Here is a 24,375-nt window from a genome sequence, read left to right as displayed (position 1 = left end):
ACGATCGTGTCATGCACGGAACCGCCGGCTCGACCCGAGACGCCTACATGCACGGCCACCACGAGAGCGTGCTCCGTGTGCACGAGTGGCGCACCGTCGAGAACTCGGCGAGCTACCTCGTCCCGCACCTCCGCGAGGGCCTGCGGGTCCTCGACATCGGCAGCGGTCCGGGCTCGATCACCATCGACCTCGCGCGACGCGTGCGGCCCGGCCTGGTGGTCGGCGTCGACGCGTCCGCCGACGTCGTGGCCCGCGCGCGGGGTCTCGCGGCGAGCGAGGGCGTGACGAACGTCGAGTTCCGCACGGGCGATGCGTACCGGCTGGACTTCCCCGACGGCGTCTTCGACGTCGTGCACGCGCATCAGGTGCTCCAGCACCTCGCGCGGCCGGTCGACGCGCTCCGCGAGTTCCGACGGGTGCTCCGACCCGGCGGGGTCGTCGCCGCCCGCGACGTCGACTACGGCGGCGTGATCTCGAGTCCCGCATCCGCCGAGCTCGATCGGTGGCGCGAGCTCAACGAGCGGATCTGCGCCTGGAACGGCGGGGACGGAAACGCCGGTCGTCACCTCACGCGGTGGGCTCGCGCGGCGGGCTTCGCCGACGTCGAGGCCACCGGATCGGTCTGGGTGTTCGCGTCCGACCGCGACCGGGAGTGGTGGGGCGGGAACTGGGCCGAGCGTGCCGTGCAGTCGACGTTCGCCGCCCACGCGATCGAGTCGGGTCACGCGACCCGGGCGGAGCTGGAGGCGATCTCGGCGGCGTGGCGACGGTGGGCGGCCGACCCCGACGGGTGGTTCCTGATGCCGCACGGCGAGATCATCGCACGGGCGTGATCACCACTCGTCGTCGTCGACCGAGCCCCCGCTCGGTGCCTCGAGCGTCACGACCGTCCCGTCGTCGAGCTCGGCGATCGGCCGCCCCTCGAGCCACGTGAGGGTCCAATGCCGGCCGTCGCCGTCCGGCGTTCCCGACTCGGCGGCGGCGATGCCCGGACGCAGTTCCGTCGGCACCGACCGCGGCGGCTCGTCGCCGAACGCCCAGCGCGTCCCGAGCTGCATCAGAGTGCCATCTCGAACACGACGGCGGGGGAGCGGCGGGCGATCTCGTCCGAGCGTCGCAGCCCCTCGGCGTCGGTTGCGTCGCTCGTCCAGGTGATCCGGGTCGCGTGGAACTCGCCAGCGATCGCGCGGACGCGATCGAGCAGGCGACCCGCGACGCCGTCGCCACGATGCGCCTCGACGACGAAGAGGTCGTCGACCACGATGATCACGCTCGCGTCGAGCGTGCGCGGCTCGGGATGCGCGTGGACGAGCCCGACCATGGTGCCCCCGTCGTCGACCGCGACGGCCGCACGCAGGGCGTTCCCCGGGTCCTGGATCCAGCTCCAGACGATCAGCGCCTTGGTGTCGTCGAGCCGGCGTCCGCGGCTCGACGAGTACGCGTCGAACAGCGGCAGCCAGGCGAAGAAGTCGTTCTCCGCCACATCCCGGATCGTCACGCTCATGCGCTCGCCTCCTCCTGCGGGATCTCGAGCACGATGTCACGCACCTCGAGCTCGTCGGCTTCGGTGAAGCCGAGGTCGGCGATGCGGCCGACCGCCCGGAGGTCGCGCTCCGCCGACGACAGCAGGGCCACGGCCGCGGCCGGCGCGGCGATCACGGCCCCCGCGACGGGCGTCTTCTGCGACGCCTTCGCGTCGGTCTTCGCGCGGCGGATGCCGGTGAGGGCGAGGCTCGCGAGCTCGAGGAGCTCCACCCCCGCCTCGCCGCGTGCGGCGAGCTCGTCGACCGCGGGCCAGGCCGCGACGTGCACCGAGCCCTCGTTCGACCAGCTCCACGCCTCTTCGGTCGCGAAGGGGATGACCGGGGCGAAGAGCCGCAGCAGCACGCTGAGCGCCGTCTTCAGCGCGGCGACCGCCGAGGCCTGCTCGGGGCTCGCCTCGCCGTAGGCGCGCTCCTTCACGAGCTCGAGGTAGTCGTCGCAGAACGTCCAGAAGAACGTCTCGGTCACCTCGAGCGCCCGGGCGTGATCGTACGACTCGAGCGCCCTGGTGGCCTGCTCGACGACCGTCGCGAGGCCGGCGAGCATGCTGCGGTCGAGGGGCACGGTCACGGGAGCATCCGCCGCCCCCTCGAAGGTCAGGATGAACTTCGCCGCGTTCAGCACCTTGATCGCGAGGCGGCGGCCGATCTTCACCTGCGTCGGGTTCTGCGGGTCGAACGCCGCGTCGGTTCCGAGTCGCGAGGATGCCGCCCAGTAGCGCACCGCGTCGGAGCCGTGCTGCTCGAGCAGCCCGGCCGGCGTGACGACGTTGCCCTTCGACTTCGACATCTTCTTGCGGTCGGGGTCGACGATGAAGCCGGAGATCGCCGCGTTGCCCCACGGCGCGACGCCGTGCTCGAGCTCGGCGCGGAGCGCGGTCGCGAAGAGCCAGGTGCGGATGATGTCCTGGCCCTGCGGACGCAGCGAATACGGGAAGAGCAGCTCGAACAGCTCCGGGTCGCGCTCCCAGCCTGCCGCGAGCTGCGGCGTGAGCGACGAGGTGGCCCAGGTGTCCATGATGTCGTGCTCGCCCACGAAGCCGTTCGGCTGATCGCGCTGCGATTCGTCGTAGCCCGGGGCCGCGGTCGACGAGGGGTCCACGGGCAGCATCTCGCGGGTGGCGATGATGGGCGCGTCGTGCACCGGGTTCCCCTCGGCATCGAGGGGATACCACACCGGGATCGGCACGCCGAAGAACCGCTGGCGCGAGATCAACCAGTCGCCGGAGAGGCCGCCGACCCAGTTCTCGTAGCGGACGCGCATGAAGTCGGGGTGCCAGTCGATCTCGCGACCCCGCTGGACGAGCCGGTCCCGCAGCGACCCGTCGCGGGCGCCGTTGGCGATGTACCACTGGCGCGTCGAGACGATCTCGAGCGGTCGGTCGCCCTTCTCGTAGAACTTCACGGGGTGGGTGATCGCCTTGGGGTCGGCGAGCAGGTCGCCCGACTCGCGCAGCAGCTCGACCACGGCCTGCTTGGCCGAGAACGCGGTCTTGCCGGCGAGCCTCCCGTACGCCTCGCGACCCGCCGGCGAGGTGATCGCGTCGGGGGCCTCGGCGATGACGCGGCCGTCGAAGCCGATGATCGCCCGGTTGGGGAGGTCGAGCTCGCGCCACCACACGACGTCGGTCACGTCGCCGAAGGTGCAGATCATGGCGATGCCGGTGCCCTTGTCCTTCTGGGCGAGGTGATGCGCCAGGATGGGCACCTCGACGCCGAACACGGGTGTCGTGACGGTGGTGCCGAAGAGCGGCCGGTAGCGCTCGTCGTCGGGGTGCGCCACGAGCGCCACGCACGCCGGGATCAGCTCGGGACGGCTCGTCTCGATCTCGACGTGGCCGCCCTCAGGCTTGTGGAACGCGACGCGGTGGTAGTGACCGGGCTGCTCGCGGTCCTCGAGCTCGGCCTGCGCGACCGCCGTGCGGAACGTGATGTCCCACAGCGTGGGTGCGAGCGCCTGGTAGGCCTCGCCGCGCTCGACGTTGCGGATGAAGGCGAGCTGCGACGTGAACAGGGCCTCGTCGGCGATGGTGCGGTAGCTCTGCGTCCAGTCGACCGAGAGGCCGAGCTGACGGAAGAGCTCCTCGAACTGCTGCTCGTCCTCGGCGGTGAGGCGCTCGCAGAGCTCGATGAAGTTCCGACGGCTGATCGGCACCTGGTCGGCGGGCTTGATCGTCTTGCCCTCGGTGCCCTGGTGCGGCGGCGTGAAGTCGGCGACGTAGGGCAGCGAGGGGTCGCAGCGCACGCCGTAGTAGTTCTGCACGCGACGTTCGGTGGGCAGCCCGTTGTCGTCCCAGCCCATGGGGTAGAAGACGTGCCTGCCGCGCATGCGCTGGTAGCGAGCCACGAGGTCGGTGTGGGTGAACGAGAAGACGTGGCCGATGTGCAGCGAGCCCGACGCCGTGGGCGGGGGCGTGTCGATCGAGTAGACGGCGTCGCGCGTCGCGCCCTCGCGGTCGAACCGGTAGGTGCCGTCGGTCTCCCAGACACCGCCCCACTTGGATTCGAGGCCCTCGAGAGCTGGCTTGTCGGGGATGCGCGCGGCGTCGGTCATGATGCTCCGGTTCGGTATGTGCGGCACCGAGTCCAGTGGGGTGCCTGAATATGAGACAGTCCAGCCTACCGGAGTCGAGGTAATCCGCCGTGCCCGGTGGGGATGCGGATCCCCGGACCGCACGAACGACGAGGGCGGATGCCGCGGCGTCGTGCCGCGGCATCCGCCCACTTCCCGGGCTCAGACGGTCGCTGGTTGCACCTCGCGGCCGTCCTCGGAGATCGGCGCATGGCGCACGCGACCGGCCGCCCACGCGGAGACGAGGGTGATCGCCGAGAGGAGGGCGAGCACGACGCCGGGGTGCCACCACACGTACCCGGTCGACTCGCCGAGGATCGCGGTGACGAGCGGGATGAACCCGCTGACGGCCGCGGCGACCGCGTACGCGACCGAGAGCGCCGAGTAGCGGTAGTGGTCGGCGAACAGGTCGTTCATGAGCCCACCGAGCGCGGCCCACGACATGGTCGGCAGGATCCCGCCGACGATCATCGTGCCGACGAGCACGGGGAAGCTCGCGAACTGCAGCAGCCAGTACATCGGGAACGTGATGAGCAGCGTGCCGAGCGCGCCGTACGCGACGACCCTGGCCGAACCGATGCGCGTCGCCCACCACCCGAACAGCGGGATGGTGACCAGCTGCAGCAGCCCGCCGATCGTGGTCGCGACGAGGAGGTCCTGGAAGCTGAATCCGAGCGTTCCGACGCCGTAGTTGATGGTGTACGTGTTCATCAGCGAGTACGAGCCGATGCCGAGCAGGGCCGCGCCGAAGGCGATGACCAGGGCCGTCGGCTGCGCGCGGAACATGGTCGCGAACGGCACGCGGTCGCGGCGCCGCTCCTGGACGACGGCCTTGAACACGGGCGTCTCGTCGATGGTGATGCGGAGGTAGAGTGAGACCGCGAGCAGCGGGATGGCGAGCAGGAACGGGATGCGCCAGCCCCACGCAGCGAGCTCCTCGGCGGGGAGCGCGAGGGTCATCACGATGAACACGACCGCGGAGAGGATCGAGCCCACAGGTGAGCCGAGCTGCGGCACCGCCGCGTAGAACGCGCGCTTGACCGGGCTCGAGTGCTCGGTCGCGAGCAGGATGGAACCACCCCACTCGCCGCCGAGCGAGAGGCCCTGCGCGATGCGGAGCAGGACGAGCAGCACGGCGCCGAGCCATCCGGCCTGCGCGTAGGTCGGCAGCAGGCCGATGAGGCCCGTCGCGACGCCCATGATGCCGACGGTCCACAGCAGGGTCGCGCGGCGGCCGAGACGGTCGCCCATGTGGCCGAAGATCGCGGCGCCGATCGGGCGAACGACGAAGGCCACGCCGATCGTGGCGAACGCGGCGAGCGTGCCGCCGAAGTCGCCGAGCGGATCGAAGAACAGCGGCCCGATGAAGTAGGCGCTGAAGTACGCGAAGACGTAGAAGTCGAACGACTCCAGCGAGGTGCCGATCATGGACGCCCAGGCGACGCGCCGGACGGGCGACGAGGCAGCCGGAAGGGAAGCGGGGGATGGGGCTTCGGTGGTCACGGTGAGCCATCCTGACAGCGGGCGGATGCCACGACAAGCCGAATGCGACATTTCAACTATCACAAGTGGATGAAGTGCTAGGCTCCCTCCGTGCGCATCCGCATCGACCCCGGCGGCGAGGGTCGCATCTTCGAGCGGCTCGGCGACGCGCTCCGCGCCGCGATCGTCGACGGCCGCATCGGATTCGGCGAACGCCTGCCGCCCGCCCGCGACCTCGCCGAACAGCTCGGCATCAACGTCAACACGGTGCTCCGCGCCTACCGGCGCCTCCGCGACGAGGGGTTCATCGAGCTGCACCCGGGCCGGGGTGCCGTGGTCGCGAAGCGGCTCGGCCACCACACGGCGCTCGCCGGCGCCATCCACGACCTCGTCGACGAGGCCAGGCTGAACGGCGTCGACCGCGCTGCCCTCCTCGCGCTCGTGCGCGAGGCGTGGCGCTGACGGCGGTCGGCCGTCGCGCGCGGTGACGGCCCGCGCGGTACCATTGACCGCAACGACATCGATCCGGCCATCACCGGGGAGTCTTCGGAAGAACGCGGAACGGGCGCCCAGGCATCCGTCCCGCCACTAGAACCGAACGGGTCCAGCCCGTCACAGCTGACGAACGAGAGGTCCCGGCATCGCCGGGGCAAGCGGGGTGGTACCGCGGTGGGGCTCGACGAGCCGGCCGTCCTCGTGAACCGGCAGATCAAGCAGGAGCGAGCGTTGTACCCCAAGGGCCAGGACCCCGAGCCGCAGTCCGTCACGCCGTCGCCGTCCTTCCCGGCGATCGAGCAGGAGATGCTCGCGCACTGGAAGGCCGACGGCACCTTCCAGGCCTCGATCGACCAGCGCGAGGGCGCCGAGGAGTGGGTCTTCTACGACGGCCCGCCGTTCGCGAACGGCCTGCCGCATTACGGCCACCTCCTCACCGGCTACGCCAAGGACGTGTTCCCGCGCTTCCAGACCATGCGCGGCAAGCAGGTGCACCGCCGCTTCGGCTGGGACACGCACGGCCTGCCCGCCGAGCTCGAGGCCGAGCGCCAGCTCGGCATCACCGACAAGGTGCAGATCGAGGAGATGGGCATCGCGGCGTTCAACCGCGCCGCGCGCGACGCCGTGCTCCGCTACACCGAGGAGTGGCAGGACTACGTCACGCGCCAGGCGCGCTGGGTGGACTTCGAGAACGACTACAAGACGCTCGACGTGACCTTCATGGAATCGGTGCTCTGGGCGTTCAAGACGCTGCACGAGAAGGGGCTCGCCTACGAGGGCCACCGCGTGCTGCCGTACTGCTGGCGCGACCAGACGCCGCTGTCGAACCACGAGCTGCGCATGGACGACGACGTCTACAAGCCCCGGCAGGACCAGACCGTCACGGTCACGTTCCCGCTGACGGGCCCGAAGGCCGAGTCGCTCGGCCTCACCGCCGTGCGCGCCCTCGCCTGGACGACCACGCCCTGGACGCTCCCGACGAACTTCGCGCTCGCCGTGGGGCCCGAGATCACCTACGCGGTCGTCCCCGCCGGACCGAACGGCACCCCGGACGCCACGGTCCTCCGCGAGCAGGCTCGCGACGAGGCGTCCGACACCGAGGTGCTCGGCGCCGAGTACCTGCTCGCCCTCGACCTCGTCGGCAACTACGCCAAGGAGCTCGGCTACGAATCGGCCGACGAGGCCCGAGCCGCGGTCTCCCGCACGGTGCAGGGCGCCGAGCTCGAGGACGTCACCTACGACCGCCTCTTCGACTACTACGCCGACGTCGAGAAGTACGGCCTCCAGCGCGCGTGGCGCGTGCTCGTCGCCGACTACGTCACGACCGAGGACGGTACGGGCATCGTGCACCAGGCGCCGGCCTACGGCGAGGAGGACCAGAGGATCGGCGAGGCGCACGGCATCCCGGTCGTGATCTCGGTCGACGACTCCGGCCGGTTCCTCCCCGAGGTGACGGATGTCGCGGGGCTGCTCTGGTCCGACGCGAACAAGCCGCTCACCCAGCTGCTGAAGGCGGAGGGGCGCCTGCTCCGCCAGGCGAGCTACGAGCACTCGTACCCGCACTGCTGGCGTTGCCGCAATCCGCTCATCTACAAGGCGGTCTCGAGCTGGTTCGTGCGCGTGCCCGAGTTCCGCGACCGGATGTCGGAGCTCAACGAGGACATCACCTGGGTCCCCGAGAACGTCAAGTACGGCCAGTTCGGCAAGTGGGTCGGCAACGCCCGCGACTGGTCGATCAGCCGCAACCGGTACTTCGGTTCGCCGATCCCGGTGTGGAAGAGCGACGACCCCGAGTACCCGCGCGTCGACGTCTACGGCTCGCTGGAGGAGCTCGAGCGCGACTTCGGGCGCGTCCCCCGGAACCCCGAGGGCGAGCCCGACCTGCACCGCCCGTACATCGACGAGCTGACCCGGCCGAACCCCGACGACCCGACCGGGAAGTCGACCATGCGACGGATCGACGACGTCTTCGACGTCTGGTTCGACTCCGGCTCGATGCCGTTCGCGCAGGTGCACTACCCGTTCGAGAACCAGGACTGGTTCGACACGCACAACCCGGCCGACTTCATCGTCGAGTACATCGGGCAGACGCGCGGCTGGTTCTACGTCATGCACGTGCTCGCGACCGCGCTCTTCGACCGCCCGGCGTTCAAGAACGTCGTGAGCCACGGCATCGTGCTCGGCAGCGACGGGCAGAAGATGTCGAAGTCGCTGCGCAACTACCCGGACGTCTCCGAGGTGTTCGAACGCGACGGCTCCGACGCGATGCGCTGGTTCCTCATGTCGAGCCCGGTGCTGCGCGGCGGCAATCTGGTCGTCACCGAGGAGGGCATCCGCGAGGGCGTGCGCCAGCTCATGCTGCCGCTCTGGAGCACCTGGTACTTCTTCTCGCTGTACGCCAACACGGCGCGCGAGGGCGGTTACGAGGCGTCCCGCTCGACGTCGTCGACCGACGTGCTCGACCGGTACCTGCTCGCGAAGCTCCGCGATCTCGTCGAGGCCGTGACCGCCGACTACGAGGCCTTCGACACGACGCTCGCATCGCAGAAGCTCCGCGACTTCGGCGACGTGCTCACGAACTGGTACGTGCGTCGCTCGCGCGACCGGTTCTGGCAGGGCGTGGGCGACGGCGGCTCGGGTGCCGAGGCGTTCGACACCCTGTACACGGTCCTCGAGACGCTCACGCGCCTCGCCGCGCCCATGCTGCCGCTCGTCAGCGAGAAGGTGTGGCGGGGCCTCACCGGCGGCCGCAGCGTGCACCTGGCCGACTGGCCCGTCGCCGACGAGTTCCCGGCCGACCCGGAACTCGTCGCCGCGATGGACGCCGTACGCGAAGTCACGGGTGCGGTCCTCGCGCTGCGGAAGCAGGCCGGTCGCCGCGTGCGCCTGCCGCTCGCGTCGCTCACGGTCGTGACGACGGATGCCGCGAGCCTCGCGCCGTTCGAGGCGATCCTGCGCGACGAGCTCAACGTCAAGCGCGTCGACCTCGTCGAGCTCGACGACTCGAGTGCGGCCGCGTACGGCGTGACCACGCGCCTCACGGTGAACGCCCGCGCCGCCGGCCCCCGTCTCGGCAAGCAGGTCCAGCAGGCGATCCAGGCGGCGCGCGGCGGCGACTGGTCGCTCGACGGCGACGCGGTCGTGGCCGGCGGCATCGCGCTGGAGCCCGGCGAGTACGACCTCGTGCTCGAGGCGAACGGCGGCGCCGACGGCGGCAACGCCCTCGGTCTCCTCGCCGACGGCGGATTCGCGATCCTCGACGTGCGGACGACCCCCGAGCTCGAGGCCGAGGGCCTCGCGCGCGACATCGTTCGCGCCGTGCAGGAGTCGCGGAAGGCCGCGGGCCTCGAGGTCGGCGACCGGATCCGGCTCGACCTCACGCTCGACGCCGCCGGCGCGGCGGCGGCCGAGGCGCATCGCGACCTCATCGGCCGCGAGACGCTCGCGCCCGAGGTGCTGGTCACGATCGGCGCGGTCGACGGCGACGCCGCCCACAAGCTGGGCGACGGGTCGAAGCTGCTCGTCGCCGTCGAGAAGCTCGCGGAGGCGGCCCGATGACCGACCCGATCCCCGACGCCACGCCCGAGGAGCGCGACGCGGCCGACGCCGTCTACGCCGACCTGCTCGCCCGCGTCGGCGAGTCGGCGCCCCAGCCGCGGCTCGACGCGACCCGTCGTGCCGTGGAGCTCCTCGGCGACCCGCACCGCGCGGCGCCCGTCATCCACCTCACCGGCACGAACGGCAAGACGTCGACGAGCCGGATGATCGAGTCCATCCTGCGCGCGCAGGGACTTCGCACGGGCCTGCTCACCAGCCCGCACCTCGTGCGGTTCACCGAGCGGATCCGCATCGACGGCGAGCCGATCGCCGACGAGGCGGTCGCCCGCATCTGGGACGAGATCACGCCCGTCGTCGCGATCGTCGACGACGAGCTCACCGGTCGTGGCGAGGAGGCGCTGACCTACTTCGAGGCCCTCACGGTGCTCGCCTTCGCGGCGTTCGCCGACGCACCCGTCGACGTCGTGGTGCTCGAGGTCGGCATGGGCGGCGAGTGGGACTCGACGAACGTCGCCGACGGCCAGGTCGCCGTGATCACGCCCATCGCGATCGACCACGAGCAGCGCCTCGGCCGCACGGTGGCGGAGATCGCGCGCACCAAGGCGGGCATCATCAAGCCCGGGGCGGAGGTCGTCACGGCCTTCCAGGAGCCCGATGCGCTGCGCGTCCTCAGCGAGGTCGCGGAGCGGAACGAGGCGAGCCTCGCGGTCGAGGGCGGCGCGTTCGCGATCCTCGACTCGCGCGTCGCCGTCGGTGGGCAACTCGTGTCCGTCCGCGGACTCGCGGGGGAGTACCGCGACCTCGCGCTGCCGCTCCACGGCCGACACCAGGCCGAGAACGCCGCGGTCGCGATCGCCGCCGTCGAGGCGTTCCTCGGTCGGTCGGTGCGGCTGGCCGACGACGTGCTCGAAGCAGGCCTCGGCGCCGCGACCTCGCCCGGTCGCCTGCAGCTCGTCTCGACCGACCCGGCGATCCTCGTGGACGCCGCCCACAACCCGCACGGCGCGACGGCGCTCGTCGCGGCGCTCGGCGAGGCGTTCGACTTCGACGAGCTCGTGATCGTGCTCGGCATCCTGGGCGACAAGGATGCCGCGGGCATCGTCCGCGCGCTCGAGCCGACCGGGGCGCACTTCATCGTCACCACGTCCGAGTCCGATCGCGCGGTGCCGGCCGATCGGCTCGCGGTCCTCGTCGCCGACGTCGTCGGCGCCGAGCGGGTCGACGTGGCCGAACGCCTCGACGACGCGCTCGACGAGGCCCGCGACTGGGCGGGCCGCGGCGAGAAGCGCGGCGTGGTCGTGACCGGTTCGATCACGCTCGTCGGCGACGTCCTGGCGATCGCCGAGGACCGCGGCTGGAGCGACCGGTGACCGCCGCGGCATCCGCGCCGGGGGACGACCGCTCGATGGAGGATCCGGCCGACGATTCCGGCACCGGCCGGGCACGCCGTGAGGGCGACGCCGACGCCGCCGCGCAGGCGCCGCCGTCCAGCCCCGCGCGACGCGCCCGCTCGGTCCGCGAGAGCCTCGCCTCGATCGTGCTGACCTTCGAGATCGTGGTCGTGTTCCTCGCCGCGCTCGTGATCTGGGGACTCTCCCGCGAGGAGGGCGGCGCGTTCGGGCTGCCGACCTGGGTCCCGCTCGCGGCGGGCGGCGTCGTGATCCTCGGTCTCGTCATCACCATCCCGCTGCTCCGATACGAGTGGGCGTACGTGCTGGGCTGGGCCCTGCAGGCGCTCCTGCTCCTCTCGGGGCTCCTCAACCCGGCGATGTTCGTCGTCGGCGCGCTGTTCGGCGGCATGTGGGCGTACTGCATGATCGTCGGCGCGCGCATCGATCGTGCCCGCGCGGCCGCCGCCGCCGCGGACGCCGACCCTGGAAAGGAACCCGCATGACCACCGCCATCGAAGAGACCCTCGTCCTCGTCAAGCCCGACGGCGTCGCACGCAACCTCACCGGCGAGATCCTGCGCCGCATCGAGGCGAAGGGCTACTCCCTCGTCGACATCCGCATGCTGCAGCCCAGCCGCGACCTGCTCGCCCAGCACTACGCCGAGCACGAGGGCAAGCCCTTCTACGAGCCGCTGCTCGAGTTCATGGAGTCGGGCCCCGTGGTCGCCATGCGCGTCGCCGGCAACCGGGTGATCGAGGGCTTCCGCGTCCTCGCGGGCGCGACGGACCCCACGACCGCCCTCCCGGGCACGGTCCGCGGCGACTTCGGCCGCGACTGGGGGCTCAAGGTCCAGCAGAACCTGGTGCACGGCTCCGACTCGGTCGAGTCGGCCGAGCGCGAACTCTCGCTCTGGTTCGCCTGAGTTCCGTGCGGCGCGGGGCCTCGTCATCCGATCGGCGGATGTCGCGGCCCCGCGGTCGTCCGTGGGCTCCCGCCGCTCGGGCACCTGCCCGGTCGATCAGAAGAGGTTCTGCAGGTCGATGATGACGCGGGGGATGGCGTTCATCTGCGCCTGCGCGAGCACGATCACGAGCGCGTAGCACGCGACCGTGATCACCACGATCCACCCCATGGCGGATGCCGCGAACCGGCGGAGCTCGGACGACCCGCCGAACACGCCCTCTCGGAGGTTCCGCAGGGTGACGACGAGGAAGGTCGGGATCGTGACCGCCCACGTGAGCATGCACCACGGGCACAGGACGTCGAGCACGTAGATGCTCTGGTAGATCAGCCAGCCGACGAACACGACGGCGCCGGCGACGCCGACGTTCAGCCCGATCCAGAACCAGCGCGCGAAGCGTGCGCCGGCGAGCAGCGCCATCCCGATCGTGATCACGACCGGCCACGCCATGAGCCCGATGAACGGGTTGGGGAAACCGAAGAGACTGCCCTGCCACGAGGCCAGGTTGGTCGAGCAGCCGACGAGCACGCCCACGTTGCAGTTGGGGACGTGGCTCGGATCGGCGAGCGTCAGCACCTTCTCGAGCGACAGCTCGAACGCGGCGAGGAGGCCCAGCGCTCCCGCGACGAGGAGGAAGACGGCGAGGCCGATCGGCCGGGACGCACGGGCGGAGTCGGGCATGCCCCGATTCTGGCACGCCTTCCCGAACGGCTTCCGGCACGGCGATTCACCGGCCGGCCGGGGGAGCGTGCGATAATCGATGCAGTCGCCCGGGCCGCGCCCGGTGCGACGCCAACGAGGGCTTCGAGGATGCACCGCATCCCATCCGCGGAGGAACCGCGAGATTTGGCGTCACCGGCACCCGCCGGGCGCAGCAGTGAAGGATTGGCGGAACGGCGCGAAACGCGCCGGACCGCTCCGAGGAGTACGGGAACGATGGCGCGGCCGTCGGACCCGGTGTAGGAGTGCACCAGAGATGGTGGAAGACAACGCAACACCGCCGAACGTATCGCCCGAAGACGAGCCTCGACGCCGGAGCGGGCTCTTCGGCGCGCGCCGCACGGGTCGTCGCGCGCAGGTCGTGCCGAACGCCGCCGCCGAGGCGGCAGGTCGGGGCGACGAGGCCGCCGCGACGCCGACCGGACCCCAGGTCCCCGTTGAGGCAGCGCCCACATCCGCGCCCGTCGAGGAGACCTCCGACCGTGCGACGGACGTCCGGTCGGGCGACGCCGCGACCCCGGTCGACGAGACACCCGCCTCCGAGACGCCGGCGGGAGAGACGTCGGCCGACGACGCGTCCGCGCCGAAGGGGGCCGACGGCGAGTCCGACGTGGAGCGCGGCCCTGCGGACGCCGAGGCCGAGGCATCCGTCGCCGACGAGGGGGCCGAGCCCGAGTCTCCGATCCCGTCGGTGCTCTCGACCACGTCGCTCATCTTCCATGCGCCGCCGGTCCTCACCCCGCCCGTCGGCAGTGGACCCGAGCGCGACGAGCGCGCCGCCGGGCGCGAGGCCGCCGATCGCGAGGCATCGAGCGTCCGCCGTCGCTCGCGCCGCCGCAGCGGCGAGGAGTCGCGCTCGAACGAGGACGACCCCGCGAACACGGTGGTCAAGGTCCGCAAGCCCCGCGAGCCCGAGCTCATCACCGAGCCGCAGAAGGTCAAGGGCTCCACCCGGCTCGAGGCGAAGAAGCAGCGTCGTCGCGACGGGCGCGACGCCGGTCGCCGCCGCGCCGTCATCACCGAGGCCGAGTTCCTCGCGCGTCGCGAGTCGGTCGACCGCCAGATGGTGGTCCGCCAGAAGGGCGGCCGCATCCAGATCGGCGTGATGGAGGACAACGTGCTCGTCGAGCACTACGTCGCACGCAACCAGGACGCCTCGCTCATCGGCAACGTCTACCTCGGCCGCGTCCAGAACGTGCTGCCCTCGATGGAGGCCGCGTTCGTCGACATCGGCCGCGGACGCAACGCCGTGCTCTACTCGGGCGAGGTCGACTGGGACGCCGCCGCCGAGAACGGCGAGAAGAACCAGCCCCGCCGCATCGAGCTCGCGCTGAAGCCGGGCGACCGTGTGCTCGTCCAGGTCACCAAGGACCCGGTGGGCCACAAGGGCGCGCGCCTCACGAGCCAGATCTCGCTGCCCGGCCGCTACCTCGTCTACGTGCCGAACGGCTCGATGAACGGCATCAGCCGGAAGCTCCCCGACACCGAGCGTGCCCGCCTGAAGAAGATCCTCAAGGAGGTGCTCCCCGAGAACCAGGGCGTCATCGTCCGCACGGCGGCCGAGGGCGCCACCGAGGAGCAGCTCACGCGTGACGTGAATCGCCTCATCGCCCAGTGGGCCGACATCTCGCAGACCATCGAGAAGGTCCAGGCTCCGGCGCTCCTGCACTCCGAGCCCGACCTGCTCATCAAGATCGTCCGCGACGTCTTCAACGAGGACTTCCAGAAGATGGTCATCTCGGGCGACGAGGCGCGTCGCACGATCGAGAAGTACCTCGGCCAGGTCGCGCCCGACCTGCTCGAGCGGGTCGAGGCGTACGAGGGCGAGCGCGATGCGTTCGACGAGTTCCGCATCACGGAGCAGATCGAGAAGGCGCTCGAGCGCAAGGTGTGGCTGCCCTCCGGCGGCTCGCTCATCATCGACCGCACCGAGGCGATGACCGTCGTCGACGTCAACACGGGCAAGTTCGTCGGCTCGGGCGGAAACCTCGAGGAGACGGTCACCAAGAACAACCTCGAGGCGGCCGAGGAGATCGTGCGCCAGCTGCGCCTGCGCGACATCGGCGGCATCATCGTCGTCGACTTCATCGACATGGTGCTCGAGTCCAATCGCGACCTCGTGCTGCGCCGCCTCGTCGAGTGCCTCTCGCGCGACCGCACGAAGCACCAGGTCGCCGAGGTCACCTCGCTCGGCCTCGTGCAGATGACCCGCAAGAAGCTCGGCCTCGGGCTCCTCGAGACCTTCAGCGAGCCGTGCGACGTCTGCGCCGGTCGCGGCATCATCGTGCACCACGAGCCGGTCGCGAAGCATCGCGCCCCGCAGCAGCAGGTCGAGCGCCGTCGCAACCGCGGCGGCGGGAACGGCGGCAGCGGCGGCGGCCAGCAGCAGCCCGCGACCGACAAGGCCCACCAGGGCACGCACGCGATCACGGAGGACGTCAAGAACGCCCTCGCGCAGATCGCCGCGTCGACCGTCTCGCACGGGGAGCAGCGGCCCGCGGCGGCCGCCGCATCGGTCGAGGCCGGCGACGCGCCCGACGCGGGCGCTCCTGTGCCCGAGACGACGGATGCCGCGCCTGCCGGCACCGAGTCGGCTCCGCGGAGCGAACGTCGGCGCGGCCGTCGCCGCGCGTCGCGCGGGTCGGGCTCGCAGCAGGCGCCGGGCGATCGCAGCCAGACGCAGGAGCGTCAAGCCGACGAGGTCCGTGCCGAGGAGCGGACGCCCGAGCCGGCGGCCGACACCGAGGCGCCGGTCGGCGACTCCCGCCAGGCGGCCGACGACGCGGCATCGCGCCAGCCGGCCCTGATCGACCTGCCCGAGGCGCCCGTGCGCCGCGACCGGCCGGCTCGGGTGGCCGAGGCCGAGACGCTCCTCGACTCCGTGCTCGACGCGTTGCCCGCGCCGAAGGCCGCGGGGGAGGGCCGCTCGCGATCGCGCAGCCGACGCGTCTCCACGGCCGCGCTGAGCCCGGCGGGCGCCCCGCCGGTCATCACGCGACCCGACGGCTCCCCGGCGGACTCAGCCTCCGAGTGAGGCGCGGCGGTCCCGCGGCGTGACCCTGAGCCCGCTCGCGGCCAGACGGCGGACGAGGTCGCGCGCCGGGACGGGCTCCGCCCCGGCCGCGACCAGTCCGTCGTAGCGCTCGGCGGGCACGTCGTAGTGGTCGAGGTCGAACCCTCGCCGCGGGATGCCGTTCCGATCGGCGAAGGCGACGAGTTCCTCGATCGACGTGTCGCTCACCAGGTGCGACCAGACGGTGCCGTGCTTCGGCCAGAGCGGCGGGTCGATGAGCACGGCCATGGGCCGAGTGTACGCCGGGCCCCGGCATCCGTTCGGGGTCCGATGGCGGGACGGCGCGCGCGCCGGCGACACGCGGGTGACGCCCGTTTGACCGCCCCTGCGGCATCCGTGTAAACTCGACCGTTGGTGCCACCGCTTATCCCGGACGGCACGCACAGTTTTCTGGCAGTGACGACCCTCTTTCCCGCTGGGGTCTCCCGCGCAGTGACATCCCATCAAGTAGACGGAGTCGCAAGGCTCCCCGGAGATAGGTACGAGAAGTGGTTTACGCAGTAGTGCGCGCCGGTGGCCGGCAGGAGAAGGTCGAGGTCGGCACCATCGTGACGATGGACCGGATCGCGGCCGACAAGGACGGCAACGTCCAGCTCACGCCCGTCCTCCTCGTGGACGGCGACAAGATCACCTCCGACGCGAAGTCGCTCGCCAAGGTCACGGTCACGGCCGAGGTCCTGAACGACCTGCGCGGTCCGAAGATCGTGATCCAGAAGTTCAAGAACAAGACCGGCTACAAGAAGCGCCAGGGCCACCGTCAGGAGCTCACGCGCGTCAAGATCACCGGCATCAAGTAACGGCCAGAGGAGACAGGGACAATGGCACACAAGAAGGGTGCGAGCTCCACTCGCAACGGTCGTGACTCGAACGCGCAGTACCTCGGCGTGAAGCGCTTCGGCGGCCAGGTCGTCAAGGCCGGCGAGATCCTCGTCCGCCAGCGCGGCACCCACTTCCACCCCGGTGCGGGTGTGGGTCGCGGCGGCGACGACACGCTGTTCGCCCTCGAGGCGGGCGCGGTCGAGTTCGGCAAGAAGGGCGGCCGCAAGGTCGTGAACATCGTTTCGGTCGACGCGTAAGCGAGATCGGTTTCGTGAGGGCGGGCTTCGGCTCGCCCTCACGTGTTTCCTGAGAGGAGGGCAGCGGCATGGTGAGCTTCGTCGACCAGGTCCGGCTGTTCCTGCGCGCCGGTCACGGCGGCAACGGCTGCGTGTCGGTGCGCCGTGAGAAGTTCAAGCCGCTCGCGGGCCCCGACGGCGGCAACGGCGGTGACGGCGGCGACATCGTGCTCGTCGCCGACCCGCAGGTGACGACCCTCCTCGCGTACCACGGGCGACCGCACCGCACCTCGGAGAACGGGCAGCCGGGAGCGGGCGACAACCGCTCGGGCGCCGCCGGCGAGATCCTCGAACTTCCGGTGCCCGTCGGCACGGTCGTCAAGGACCAGGACGGCACCGAGCTCGTCGACTTCACCGAGCCCGGTATGCGGTTCGTCGTCGCGCCCGGCGGCCAGGGCGGCCTCGGCAACGCGGCACTGTCGTCGCCGAAGCGCAAGGCGCCGGGCTTCGCGCTCCTCGGAACGCCCGGCTACGAGGGCGAGGTCACGCTCGAGCTGAAGACCATCGCGGATGTCGCGCTCGTCGGCTTCCCGTCGGCGGGCAAGTCGAGCCTCATCGCCGCGCTCTCCGCCGCTCGGCCGAAGATCGCCGACTACCCGTTCACCACGCTGCACCCGAACCTCGGCGTCGTCCAGGCCGGCGACCACCGGTTCACCGTCGCCGACGTCCCCGGGCTGATCGAGGGCGCGAGCGAGGGCAAGGGCCTCGGTCTCGAGTTCCTCCGCCACGTCGAGCGCTGCTCGGCGCTGCTGCACGTCCTCGACTGCGCGACCCTCGAGCCCGGCCGCGACCCGATCACCGACCTCGAGGTCATCCTCGGCGAGCTCGAGGCGTACGAGGTCCCCGAGGGCCAGGTGCCGCTCCTCGAGCGCCCGCAGCTCGTCGCGCTGAACAAGATCGACGTCCCCGAAGCGAGAGAGCTCGCCGAGTTCGTCCGGCCCGAGCTCGAGTCGCGCGGCTACCGCGTGTTCGAGATCTCGACCGTGAGCCACGAGGGCCTCCGCCAGCTCGGCTTCGCGCTCGGCGAGGTCGTCGACCGTGCCCGAGCCGACGCCGCCGCGCAGCCGGAGGCGCCCCGCATCGTGCTGCGGCCGAAGGCCGTCCGGGAGCGCGAGTTCGTGGTCAAGCCCGAGGGCGGCAGCTACGGCACGATCTACCGTGTGCTCGGCCTCAAGCCCGAGCGATGGGTCGCGCAGACCGACTTCGCCAACGACGAGGCCGTCGGCTACCTCGCCGACCGACTCGCGCGCCTCGGCGTCGAGGACGAACTGGTGCGCGCCGGCGCGGTCGCCGGCTCGACGGTCGTCATCGGCCCGGGCGCCGGCGTGGTCTTCGACTGGGAGCCCACCCTCACCTCGACGGCCGAGCTGATGTCCTCGCCTCGAGGCACCGACGAGCGCCTCGACGAGAACCGCCGAGCCACGCGCGCCGAGCGCCGCGCCGGCTACCACGACCGGATGGACGCCAAGGCCGAGGCGCGCGCCGAACTCCAGCGCGAGCGCGAGGCCGGCATCTGGGCCGACGGAGGGGATGACGCGGCCGCCGACGACGAGGCTCGCGGATGAGCCGTCTGACCCGCGACGCGATCGGCTCGGCCCGTCGCATCGTCGTGAAGGTCGGGTCCTCGTCGATCTCCGGCGAGAACGTCGGCCAGATCGCTCCGCTCGTCGACGCCCTCGCGGCCGCCCACGCGCGCGGAGCCGAGGTCGTGCTCGTCTCGTCGGGCGCGATCGCGACCGGCATGCCGTACCTGCAACTCGATGCGCGACCGGACGACCTCGCGACGCAGCAGGCCGCGGCATCCGTCGGCCAGAACATCCTCATCTACCGCTACCAGGAGTCCCTGCGGCGGTACCGGATCGTCGCGGGCCAGGTCCTGCTGACGGCGGGCGACCTCGAGAACTCGACGCACCGCCTGAACGCGCAGCGCGCCATGGAACGGCTGCTCGGCCTCCGAATCCTGCCGATCGTGAACGAGAACGACACCGTCGCCACGCACGAGATCCGATTCGGCGACAACGACCGGCTCGCCGCGATGGTCGCCGAGCTCACGGCCGCCGATCTGCTCGTGCTGCTCAGCGACGTCGACGCGCTCTACACCCGGCCGCCCCACCTGCCCGGCGCCGAGCGGATCGGACACGTGCCGTTCGGCGACGAGCTCGAGGGCGTCGAGATCGGCTCGATCGGCCGCGCCGGCGTCGGCACCGGCGGCGCGGAGACGAAGGTCTCGGCCGCCCGGATCGCCGCGGCATCCGGTACCGGGGTGCTCGTCACGGCCACCTCGCTCGTGGCGGAGGCGCTCTCCGGCGAGCACGTGGGCACCTGGTTCGAGCCCGCCTCCGGCTGACGTCACAGTCGGCGCCCCACTGGTGCGCCGGAACTAGGCTGGTCGCATGACCGACGTCCAGACCGCCCCCGCCGACCTCACCGAGGTGCTCGACGCGCGCCTCGCCGCTGCGAAGGAGGCGTCGCGCCGCCTGGCGCGCGCGACGACCGCCGAGAAGGACGCCGCTCTCGCGGCGATCGCGGAGCGGCTGCGGGCGCGGTCCGTCGACATCGTCGCCGCGAACCGCGACGACCTCGAGCGCGGGCGCGCGTCGGGCCTCGGCACGGGGCTGCTCGACCGGTTGACGCTCGACGAGCGACGGATCGGCGCGATCGCCGACGCCGTGCTCGACGTCATCGCGCTCGGCGATCCGGTCGGCGAGACCGTCAGCGGGCGCACGCTCCCGAACGGCGTGCGCATCGAGCAGGTGCGCGTGCCCCTCGGCGTCGTGGGTGCGATCTACGAGGCGCGCCCGAACGTCACGGTCGACATCGCCGCGCTCGCGCTGAAGAGCGGCAATGCGGTCGCCCTGCGCGGCGGCTCCGCCGCCGAGCGCACCAACGCCGTGCTCGTCGAGGTGCTCCGCGAGGCGGTCGAGGCCGCCGGGCTCCCCGGAGACGTCGTGCAGACGGTCGACGACTTCGGCCGCGAGGGCGCGCGCCACCTCATGCGGTCGCGCGACTACGTCGACGTGCTCATCCCGCGGGGGAGCGCGGCGCTCATCCGCGCCGTCGTCGACGAGGCGACCGTGCCCGTGATCGAGACCGGAGCCGGGGTCGTCCACATGTTCCTCGACGCCAGCGCGCGCGAGGACTGGTCCGTGGACCTCGTGCACAACGCCAAGGTCCAGCGGCCCAGCGTCTGCAACGCCCTCGAGACGCTCCTCGTGCACGCCGACGCCGCCGAGCGGCTCCTGCCGCCCGTGCTCGCCCGGCTCGAGGCATCCGGCGTCACCGTACACGGCGACGAGCGCGTTCGCGCGATGCACCCGGAGGCACTGCCCACGACCGACGAGGACTGGGCGACCGAGCACATGAGCCTCGACCTCAACGTCGGCGTGGTCGACTCGCTCGACGACGCGCTCGCGCACATCCGACGCTTCTCGACGAAGCACACCGAGTCGATCGTGACGAACGACCTCGGCAACGCCGAGCGGTTCCTCGACGAGGTGGATGCCGCCGCGGTCATGGTCAACGCCTCGACGCGATTCACGGACGGCGCCGAGTTCGGCTTCGGCGCGGAGGTCGGGATCTCGACGCAGAAGCTGCACGCGCGCGGTCCCATGGGCCTGCCCGAGCTCACGAGCACGAAGTGGATCGTGCGCGGCGCCGGGCACGTGCGCGGCTGAACGAATCCGGACCGGCGCCCCCGCTAGACTGTCCTGAGCGTCACCCGAAAGACCTGGAGGAACGGCTGATGAGCCTTGCGACCGCACTGACGAGCAGCGTCCTGACCGAGACCGTGTACGCGAGGGAACTCGCCTTCGACCCGATCTGGTTCGGTGTCATCGTCTTCGCCATCTTCGCGGCGCTCGGTTTCGTGGTGTACTCCTACCGCGACGTGGCGAACCGCCACCGCAGCAAGGCCGAGGCCTACGCGGCCCGCCACGCGGGGAACCAGCACGGCGGTCACTGACGCGTCCGGTCCCGCGATGACCACGGCAGCGCGGCGCCCGCGCCTCGGCGTGATGGGCGGCACGTTCGACCCCATCCACCACGGGCACCTCGTGGCGGCCAGCGAGGTCGCGCAGGAGTTCGGCCTCGATGAGGTCGTGTTCGTGCCGACCGGCCGGCCGTACTACAAGGAGGTCGTGACGCCCGCGGAGCACCGCTACCTGATGACCGTCATCGCGACGGCGTCGAATCCGCGGTTCACGGTCAGCCGGGTCGACATCGACCGCGAGAAGCCGACGTACACGATCGACACGCTCCGCGACATCCGTCGCGAGCGCCCCGAAGCCGACCTGTTCTTCATCTCGGGAGCCGATGCGATCGAGCAGATCCTGTCGTGGAAGGACGTCGAGGAGCTCTGGAGCCTCGCTCATTTCGTGGCTGTGAGTCGTCCGGGACATGTGCTGTCCGTTTCGGGACTGCCCGAGCAGGACGTAAGCTTGCTTGAAGTCCCGGCGTTGGCGATCTCGTCGACCGATTGCCGGGACCGAGTGCACCGGGGATCACCGGTGTGGTACCTGGTGCCTGACGGGGTCGTCCAGTACATCTCCAAGCACCACCTCTACCGGAGAGTCGAATGACGTCGTCGCACGAACCGCCGCTCACGCGCCGTGAGATGCGCGAGCGCGAGCGCATGCTGGAGCAGCAGCGCGCCGCAGCGGCGCCGGCGACCCCGGAGCACGGCGCCCCCGCGCAGGCCCCGCCGCCCGCGTCCCGGCCGTATCCGCAGCAGGAGCGCCCCGCACAGGGGCAGGATCCGCGCGCGGCCCAGCCCGCCCGTCCGATGCCGGGCGGCCCAGCGGGCGCCCCGCCGCAACGCCAGGGCGACGCTCGTCAGGCCCCGGCCCAGCGTCCGCCACAGGGCTGGTCCGATCCCCGTCGTCCGTCCGGCGCACCCGACCCGCGAGCGGCCCAGGGCCAGGGTGGAGCCGGTGCGCCAACCCAGGCACCGCCGCGCGGGCCCCAGGCACCGCCACGCTCCGCCACGACCTCCGGCCCGATGCCCGTCCCGGTCGACGGTCGCCCCTACGGGGGCCCGGGCCAAGGTGCGCCGACCGCCCCGGCTCGACCGCCGCAGGGCCCTCCGCGCAGCGCGCCCGCGCCGCAGACGACCCCCGAGCGGACGCTGACGCGTCGTGAGCTCCGCGCGATGCTCGAGTCCCATTCCGGCGACGGGTTCGACGACGGCGACGAGGTCGTTCCCGAGCCCGCGCCGCAGCGGCCGTCGCAGGCCGGCGGCCCCCCGCAGCGCCGACCGCAGCCCCAGGGTGCGCCGCATCGGCCGCAGGAGACGCAACCACCGCGCCATCCGCATCAGCCCGCTCCGTCGCGCGCGGCGGCACCGCACACGACCGTGGATGCCGGGCTCGACGAGCCGGTGGCTGCCCCGAAGCCGGTCGGGCACTGGACCAGCCAGCTCAACCTGCCGGAGGACCACTCCGAGCCGTACGACCAGCTCCTCTCTCGCGGCGGGTCGCCCCGCGGCGTGCCCACGACCACCAACGCGCTCATCCTGCCGTCGTTGCCCGACCAGAGCCCGCTCGGTCAGCAGCTCGCACCGAGCGGCGAGATCATCGTGACCGGGTCGATCGACCTGCCCCGCAGCTACGGCGCGACCGGCGTCCACCCGAGCCAGATCGACTCGAGCGACGTGGATCGCCTCTTCGATTCCGAGGACCTCGCCGGCCCGGGTGTGACGCCGATCGCCGCGACCCGGGCGATCAGCACCCAGCAGCCGAGCAAGGCGATGATGGCGCCGCCGAGCAAGGAGGGCATGAACGTGCCCCTCGTGCTCGCGGTCACTGCCGGCGTGCTCGCGCTCGGCGTCGTCGCGACCCTCGTCGTCGGGGCGTTGGCGGGGCTCTTCTGATCGGGCAGATGTTGGGGGCGGGCAGCGTGTCGGCTCCCGGGAAGTCGAGGACATGACCGCAACCGACCACGCACACCGCCTGCTCGCCGTCGCCGCGCGCGCAGCGGACGCGAAGGGCGGTGAGGACCTCGTCGCGCTCGACGTGTCCGAGCCGCTGCCGTTCGCCGACGTCTTCCTGCTCGTCACCGGCGCGGCGGAGCGCAACGTCGTTGCGATCGCCGATGCCGTCGTCGAGGCGCTCCGCGAGGAGGGCCAGGATGTCGCGCGTCGCGAGGGCCGTGACGGCGGCCGGTGGGCGCTGCTCGACTTCGGCGACCTCGTCGTGCACGTCTTCCACCGCGAGGAGCGCATGTACTACGGGCTGGAGCGCCTCTGGCGCGACTGCCCGGCGATCCCCGTCGCGCCGCTCATCGAGCGCGACGGCTCGTCGACCGGGTCGGGAGCGGGGTCGCAGGGCTGAGGCCCGCTCGATTTCGTTTCCCCGCGGAGGCTGGTGTACTCTGAATCCGTTGCCCCGCAAGGGGTTCACAACCTGAACGGGTCTGTGGCGCAGCTGGTAGCGCACCTGCATGGCATGCAGGGGGTCAGGGGTTCGAGTCCCCTCAGATCCACCATTCGAAGTGAAACCCCCGAGCGATTCGCTCGGGGGTTTCGTCGTGTCAGGGCGGATGCCGCGGTGCGTCGCACGCACCCCGGCGCCGTCTCAGGTTCGCCCGACGGCCCTCGACCCAGGGCGCCGAGCCGCAGCGTCTCAGGCCGCGTGCGTGGCGTGCGACCGACGTGCGCGGATGACGGACTCGGGTGCCGCGGTGAAGCGGCCCGGGCGGCCGCCTTCGGTCAGGTACTGCACGCGGATGCCGCGGCCGACCCGTGCGACCTTCGTGATCTCGTACGAGCCGCCGGTGGCGCTGACGAGGATGTCGCCCACGGCGAGCTCCCTCGCCTGCATCAGTTCGACGATTCCCATGTCGAGAGGTTCTCACCACCCACCGACATTCCGGAGTGCGCCGGCGCGGCGCGCTGGCTTGACCGCCCCAGCAGCCCGGCCCACAATTGGGGGACACGCTGACACTGGGGGATTGCGCGTCATGACCGACACGACCACTCGCACCATCGACCAACCCGGCGGCGATGGCGCCTACGGCGACACGGTCGTCCTCCAGGCCGAGCCCGACGCCGTCGACGGCCACGCCGACACGACGCCCAAGCGCGGGTCCTGGAGCCGCGACCTCCGGTTCATGCTGGTCGTGCTGGTCGCGATCGCCGCGTTGTTCCTCGCGTTCGCACTCGTCGTCGCCTTCAGCCCCGACGCATCCGGCATCGCGGCCCTCGCCATCGTCGCGGCCCCGATCGCGACCATGGTCGCCGCCTACTACGGCATCTCGCTCGCGCTGCGGCAGGTCGCCGAGGCGCGACGCTCTGCGGACGCCGCCGACGCCCGAGCCCGCGCGGCGGAGACGAGCGCCCGCGAGTCCGACGCATGGGCGGCGCAGATGGAGTCGGGCCTCCGTGTGGCGGTCGCGAAGCTCGAAGCGGCCCGCATCGAGACGCGCGACGTGCAGCGCGCAGCCGGCACCCCCGACGACTTCTTCTAGACCGGC

24 protein-coding genes and 1 tRNA gene are annotated in these 24,375 nt (G+C 71.7%); 18 read left to right on the top strand and 7 right to left on the bottom strand.

Annotated elements, in window-relative coordinates; genetic code table 11:
- Window positions 1-11 precede the first annotated feature (11 nt).
- Entirely contained in the window at window positions 12-833 is an 822-nt protein-coding gene (locus ACULK2_RS09690; RefSeq protein ID WP_445967052.1) for a methyltransferase domain-containing protein, read from the top strand.
- On the opposite strand, the gene ACULK2_RS09685 is transcribed toward ACULK2_RS09690, so the two are convergent.
- From ACULK2_RS09685 to ACULK2_RS09670, 4 genes are all read right to left on the bottom strand, one after another.
- Window positions 834-1,058 (bottom strand): hypothetical protein, encoded by a 225-nt coding sequence (locus tag ACULK2_RS09685; protein ID WP_445967051.1) that lies wholly within the window; start codon window positions 1,056-1,058, stop codon window positions 834-836. It lies immediately after the preceding gene.
- The gene (locus ACULK2_RS09680; protein ID WP_445967050.1) at window positions 1,058-1,504 is read right to left on the bottom strand and encodes a GNAT family N-acetyltransferase; all 447 of its coding nucleotides are present in this window, start codon (window positions 1,502-1,504) and stop codon (window positions 1,058-1,060) included. Before ACULK2_RS09680 ends, ACULK2_RS09685 begins: the two co-directional genes overlap by 1 nt.
- Window positions 1,501-4,095, bottom strand: coding sequence for a valine--tRNA ligase (gene valS / locus ACULK2_RS09675; RefSeq protein ID WP_445967049.1), 2,595 nt, complete (start codon window positions 4,093-4,095; stop codon window positions 1,501-1,503). The genes ACULK2_RS09680 and valS overlap by 4 nt, the downstream gene beginning before the upstream one ends.
- Before the next feature lie 180 nt (window positions 4,096-4,275).
- Window positions 4,276-5,616, bottom strand: coding sequence for an MFS transporter (locus ACULK2_RS09670; RefSeq protein WP_445967048.1), 1,341 nt, complete (start codon window positions 5,614-5,616; stop codon window positions 4,276-4,278).
- Between the two features lie 90 nt (window positions 5,617-5,706).
- Here ACULK2_RS09670 and ACULK2_RS09665 point away from each other — a divergent pair, with 90 nt between their 5' ends.
- The 5 genes from ACULK2_RS09665 to ndk all read left to right on the top strand — a co-directional run bounded on the left by ACULK2_RS09665 (window position 5,707) and on the right by ndk (window position 11,961).
- The gene (locus ACULK2_RS09665; RefSeq protein ID WP_445967047.1) at window positions 5,707-6,057 is read left to right on the top strand and encodes a GntR family transcriptional regulator; all 351 of its coding nucleotides are present in this window, start codon (window positions 5,707-5,709) and stop codon (window positions 6,055-6,057) included.
- A 246-nt stretch (window positions 6,058-6,303) separates the two neighbouring features.
- Window positions 6,304-9,648 carry an isoleucine--tRNA ligase gene (gene ileS / locus ACULK2_RS09660; protein WP_445967579.1) on the top strand — a complete coding sequence of 1,115 codons (3,345 nt, stop codon included), beginning with the start codon at window positions 6,304-6,306 and terminating at the stop codon, window positions 9,646-9,648.
- The gene (locus tag ACULK2_RS09655) at window positions 9,645-11,018 is read left to right on the top strand and encodes a bifunctional folylpolyglutamate synthase/dihydrofolate synthase (RefSeq protein ID WP_445967046.1); all 1,374 of its coding nucleotides are present in this window, start codon (window positions 9,645-9,647) and stop codon (window positions 11,016-11,018) included. Before ileS ends, ACULK2_RS09655 begins: the two co-directional genes overlap by 4 nt.
- Window positions 11,015-11,542 carry a DUF4233 domain-containing protein gene (locus ACULK2_RS09650; RefSeq protein WP_445967045.1) on the top strand — a complete coding sequence of 176 codons (528 nt, stop codon included), beginning with the start codon at window positions 11,015-11,017 and terminating at the stop codon, window positions 11,540-11,542. The genes ACULK2_RS09655 and ACULK2_RS09650 overlap by 4 nt, the downstream gene beginning before the upstream one ends.
- The gene (gene ndk, locus ACULK2_RS09645) at window positions 11,539-11,961 is read left to right on the top strand and encodes a nucleoside-diphosphate kinase (RefSeq protein ID WP_445967044.1); all 423 of its coding nucleotides are present in this window, start codon (window positions 11,539-11,541) and stop codon (window positions 11,959-11,961) included. Before ACULK2_RS09650 ends, ndk begins: the two co-directional genes overlap by 4 nt.
- 96 nt (window positions 11,962-12,057) lie before the next feature.
- Here ndk and ACULK2_RS09640 read toward each other — a convergent pair whose 3' ends face one another.
- On the bottom strand, window positions 12,058-12,681 hold the full coding sequence (locus tag ACULK2_RS09640) for a vitamin K epoxide reductase family protein (RefSeq protein ID WP_445967043.1): 624 nt from the start codon (window positions 12,679-12,681) through the stop codon (window positions 12,058-12,060).
- A 295-nt stretch (window positions 12,682-12,976) separates the two neighbouring features.
- Here ACULK2_RS09640 and ACULK2_RS09635 point away from each other — a divergent pair, with 295 nt between their 5' ends.
- Complete coding sequence (locus ACULK2_RS09635) at window positions 12,977-15,754, top strand: Rne/Rng family ribonuclease (RefSeq protein WP_445967042.1); 2,778 nt, start codon at window positions 12,977-12,979, stop codon at window positions 15,752-15,754.
- Here ACULK2_RS09635 and ACULK2_RS09630 read toward each other — a convergent pair.
- Window positions 15,740-16,021 (bottom strand): DUF4031 domain-containing protein, encoded by a 282-nt coding sequence (locus ACULK2_RS09630; RefSeq protein ID WP_445967041.1) that lies wholly within the window; start codon window positions 16,019-16,021, stop codon window positions 15,740-15,742. The two genes, ACULK2_RS09635 and ACULK2_RS09630, sit on opposite strands and share 15 nt — an antisense overlap.
- Before the next feature lie 260 nt (window positions 16,022-16,281).
- Here ACULK2_RS09630 and rplU point away from each other — a divergent pair, with 260 nt between their 5' ends.
- The 10 genes from rplU to ACULK2_RS09580 all read left to right on the top strand — a co-directional run bounded on the left by rplU (window position 16,282) and on the right by ACULK2_RS09580 (window position 23,388).
- Window positions 16,282-16,590, top strand: a complete 309-nt coding sequence (gene rplU, locus ACULK2_RS09625) for a 50S ribosomal protein L21 (RefSeq protein WP_166548834.1) — start codon at window positions 16,282-16,284, stop codon at window positions 16,588-16,590.
- Window positions 16,591-16,611: 21 nt separating this feature from the next.
- Entirely contained in the window at window positions 16,612-16,869 is a 258-nt protein-coding gene (gene rpmA, locus ACULK2_RS09620; protein WP_445967040.1) for a 50S ribosomal protein L27, read from the top strand.
- A 68-nt stretch (window positions 16,870-16,937) separates the two neighbouring features.
- A complete protein-coding gene (gene obgE, locus ACULK2_RS09615) occupies window positions 16,938-18,473 on the top strand; it encodes a GTPase ObgE (RefSeq protein ID WP_445967039.1) in 1,536 nt (511 codons plus the stop codon).
- Window positions 18,470-19,255 carry a glutamate 5-kinase gene (gene proB / locus ACULK2_RS09610; protein ID WP_445967038.1) on the top strand — a complete coding sequence of 262 codons (786 nt, stop codon included), beginning with the start codon at window positions 18,470-18,472 and terminating at the stop codon, window positions 19,253-19,255. Before obgE ends, proB begins: the two co-directional genes overlap by 4 nt.
- A 46-nt stretch (window positions 19,256-19,301) precedes the next feature.
- The gene (locus ACULK2_RS09605; protein ID WP_445967037.1) at window positions 19,302-20,582 is read left to right on the top strand and encodes a glutamate-5-semialdehyde dehydrogenase; all 1,281 of its coding nucleotides are present in this window, start codon (window positions 19,302-19,304) and stop codon (window positions 20,580-20,582) included.
- Window positions 20,583-20,650: 68 nt separating this feature from the next.
- On the top strand, window positions 20,651-20,869 hold the full coding sequence (locus ACULK2_RS09600) for a hypothetical protein (RefSeq protein WP_445967036.1): 219 nt from the start codon (window positions 20,651-20,653) through the stop codon (window positions 20,867-20,869).
- Between the two features lie 16 nt (window positions 20,870-20,885).
- On the top strand, window positions 20,886-21,485 hold the full coding sequence (nadD, locus tag ACULK2_RS09595) for a nicotinate-nucleotide adenylyltransferase (protein WP_445967035.1): 600 nt from the start codon (window positions 20,886-20,888) through the stop codon (window positions 21,483-21,485).
- 569 nt (window positions 21,486-22,054) lie between these two features.
- Window positions 22,055-22,774, top strand: a complete 720-nt coding sequence (locus ACULK2_RS09590) for a hypothetical protein (RefSeq protein ID WP_445967034.1) — start codon at window positions 22,055-22,057, stop codon at window positions 22,772-22,774.
- Between the two features lie 52 nt (window positions 22,775-22,826).
- Window positions 22,827-23,234, top strand: coding sequence for a ribosome silencing factor (gene rsfS, locus ACULK2_RS09585; protein ID WP_445967033.1), 408 nt, complete (start codon window positions 22,827-22,829; stop codon window positions 23,232-23,234).
- Window positions 23,235-23,312: 78 nt separating this feature from the next.
- Window positions 23,313-23,388 (top strand) — tRNA-Ala (locus ACULK2_RS09580).
- 137 nt (window positions 23,389-23,525) lie between these two features.
- Here ACULK2_RS09580 and ACULK2_RS09575 read toward each other — a convergent pair.
- Window positions 23,526-23,741 (bottom strand): hypothetical protein, encoded by a 216-nt coding sequence (locus tag ACULK2_RS09575; RefSeq protein WP_445967032.1) that lies wholly within the window; start codon window positions 23,739-23,741, stop codon window positions 23,526-23,528.
- 121 nt (window positions 23,742-23,862) lie between these two features.
- Here ACULK2_RS09575 and ACULK2_RS09570 point away from each other — a divergent pair, with 121 nt between their 5' ends.
- Window positions 23,863-24,369, top strand: a complete 507-nt coding sequence (locus tag ACULK2_RS09570) for a hypothetical protein (protein ID WP_445967031.1) — start codon at window positions 23,863-23,865, stop codon at window positions 24,367-24,369.
- The last annotated feature ends 6 nt before the right edge of the window (window positions 24,370-24,375 follow it).

This window comes from Agromyces molybdatiresistens (assembly GCF_052748445.2).
Note: the sequence above shows the minus strand (reverse complement) of the source record. Positions and strands in the feature narration are given on the sequence as shown.

Bases quoted from the DNA above. Each gene is read 5' to 3' on its own strand.
- ACULK2_RS09690 (WP_445967052.1), top strand. From the start codon at position 12: ATGCACGGAACCGCCGGCTCGACCCGAGACGCCTACATGCACGGCCAC.
- ACULK2_RS09685 (WP_445967051.1), bottom strand. From the start codon at position 1,058: ATGCAGCTCGGGACGCGCTGGGCGTTCGGCGACGAGCCGCCGCGGTCG.
- ACULK2_RS09680 (WP_445967050.1), bottom strand. From the start codon at position 1,504: ATGAGCGTGACGATCCGGGATGTGGCGGAGAACGACTTCTTCGCCTGG.
- valS (WP_445967049.1), bottom strand. From the start codon at position 4,095: ATGACCGACGCCGCGCGCATCCCCGACAAGCCAGCTCTCGAGGGCCTC.
- ACULK2_RS09655 (WP_445967046.1), top strand. From the start codon at position 9,645: ATGACCGACCCGATCCCCGACGCCACGCCCGAGGAGCGCGACGCGGCC.
- ndk (WP_445967044.1), top strand. From the start codon at position 11,539: ATGACCACCGCCATCGAAGAGACCCTCGTCCTCGTCAAGCCCGACGGC.
- ACULK2_RS09640 (WP_445967043.1), bottom strand. From the start codon at position 12,681: ATGCCCGACTCCGCCCGTGCGTCCCGGCCGATCGGCCTCGCCGTCTTC.
- ACULK2_RS09635 (WP_445967042.1), top strand. From the start codon at position 12,977: ATGGTGGAAGACAACGCAACACCGCCGAACGTATCGCCCGAAGACGAG.
- ACULK2_RS09630 (WP_445967041.1), bottom strand. From the start codon at position 16,021: ATGGCCGTGCTCATCGACCCGCCGCTCTGGCCGAAGCACGGCACCGTC.
- rpmA (WP_445967040.1), top strand. From the start codon at position 16,612: ATGGCACACAAGAAGGGTGCGAGCTCCACTCGCAACGGTCGTGACTCG.
- obgE (WP_445967039.1), top strand. From the start codon at position 16,938: ATGGTGAGCTTCGTCGACCAGGTCCGGCTGTTCCTGCGCGCCGGTCAC.
- proB (WP_445967038.1), top strand. From the start codon at position 18,470: ATGAGCCGTCTGACCCGCGACGCGATCGGCTCGGCCCGTCGCATCGTC.
- ACULK2_RS09605 (WP_445967037.1), top strand. From the start codon at position 19,302: ATGACCGACGTCCAGACCGCCCCCGCCGACCTCACCGAGGTGCTCGAC.
- ACULK2_RS09600 (WP_445967036.1), top strand. From the start codon at position 20,651: ATGAGCCTTGCGACCGCACTGACGAGCAGCGTCCTGACCGAGACCGTG.
- nadD (WP_445967035.1), top strand. From the start codon at position 20,886: ATGACCACGGCAGCGCGGCGCCCGCGCCTCGGCGTGATGGGCGGCACG.
- ACULK2_RS09590 (WP_445967034.1), top strand. From the start codon at position 22,055: ATGCTCGAGTCCCATTCCGGCGACGGGTTCGACGACGGCGACGAGGTC.
- rsfS (WP_445967033.1), top strand. From the start codon at position 22,827: ATGACCGCAACCGACCACGCACACCGCCTGCTCGCCGTCGCCGCGCGC.
- ACULK2_RS09575 (WP_445967032.1), bottom strand. From the start codon at position 23,741: ATGGGAATCGTCGAACTGATGCAGGCGAGGGAGCTCGCCGTGGGCGAC.
- ACULK2_RS09570 (WP_445967031.1), top strand. From the start codon at position 23,863: ATGACCGACACGACCACTCGCACCATCGACCAACCCGGCGGCGATGGC.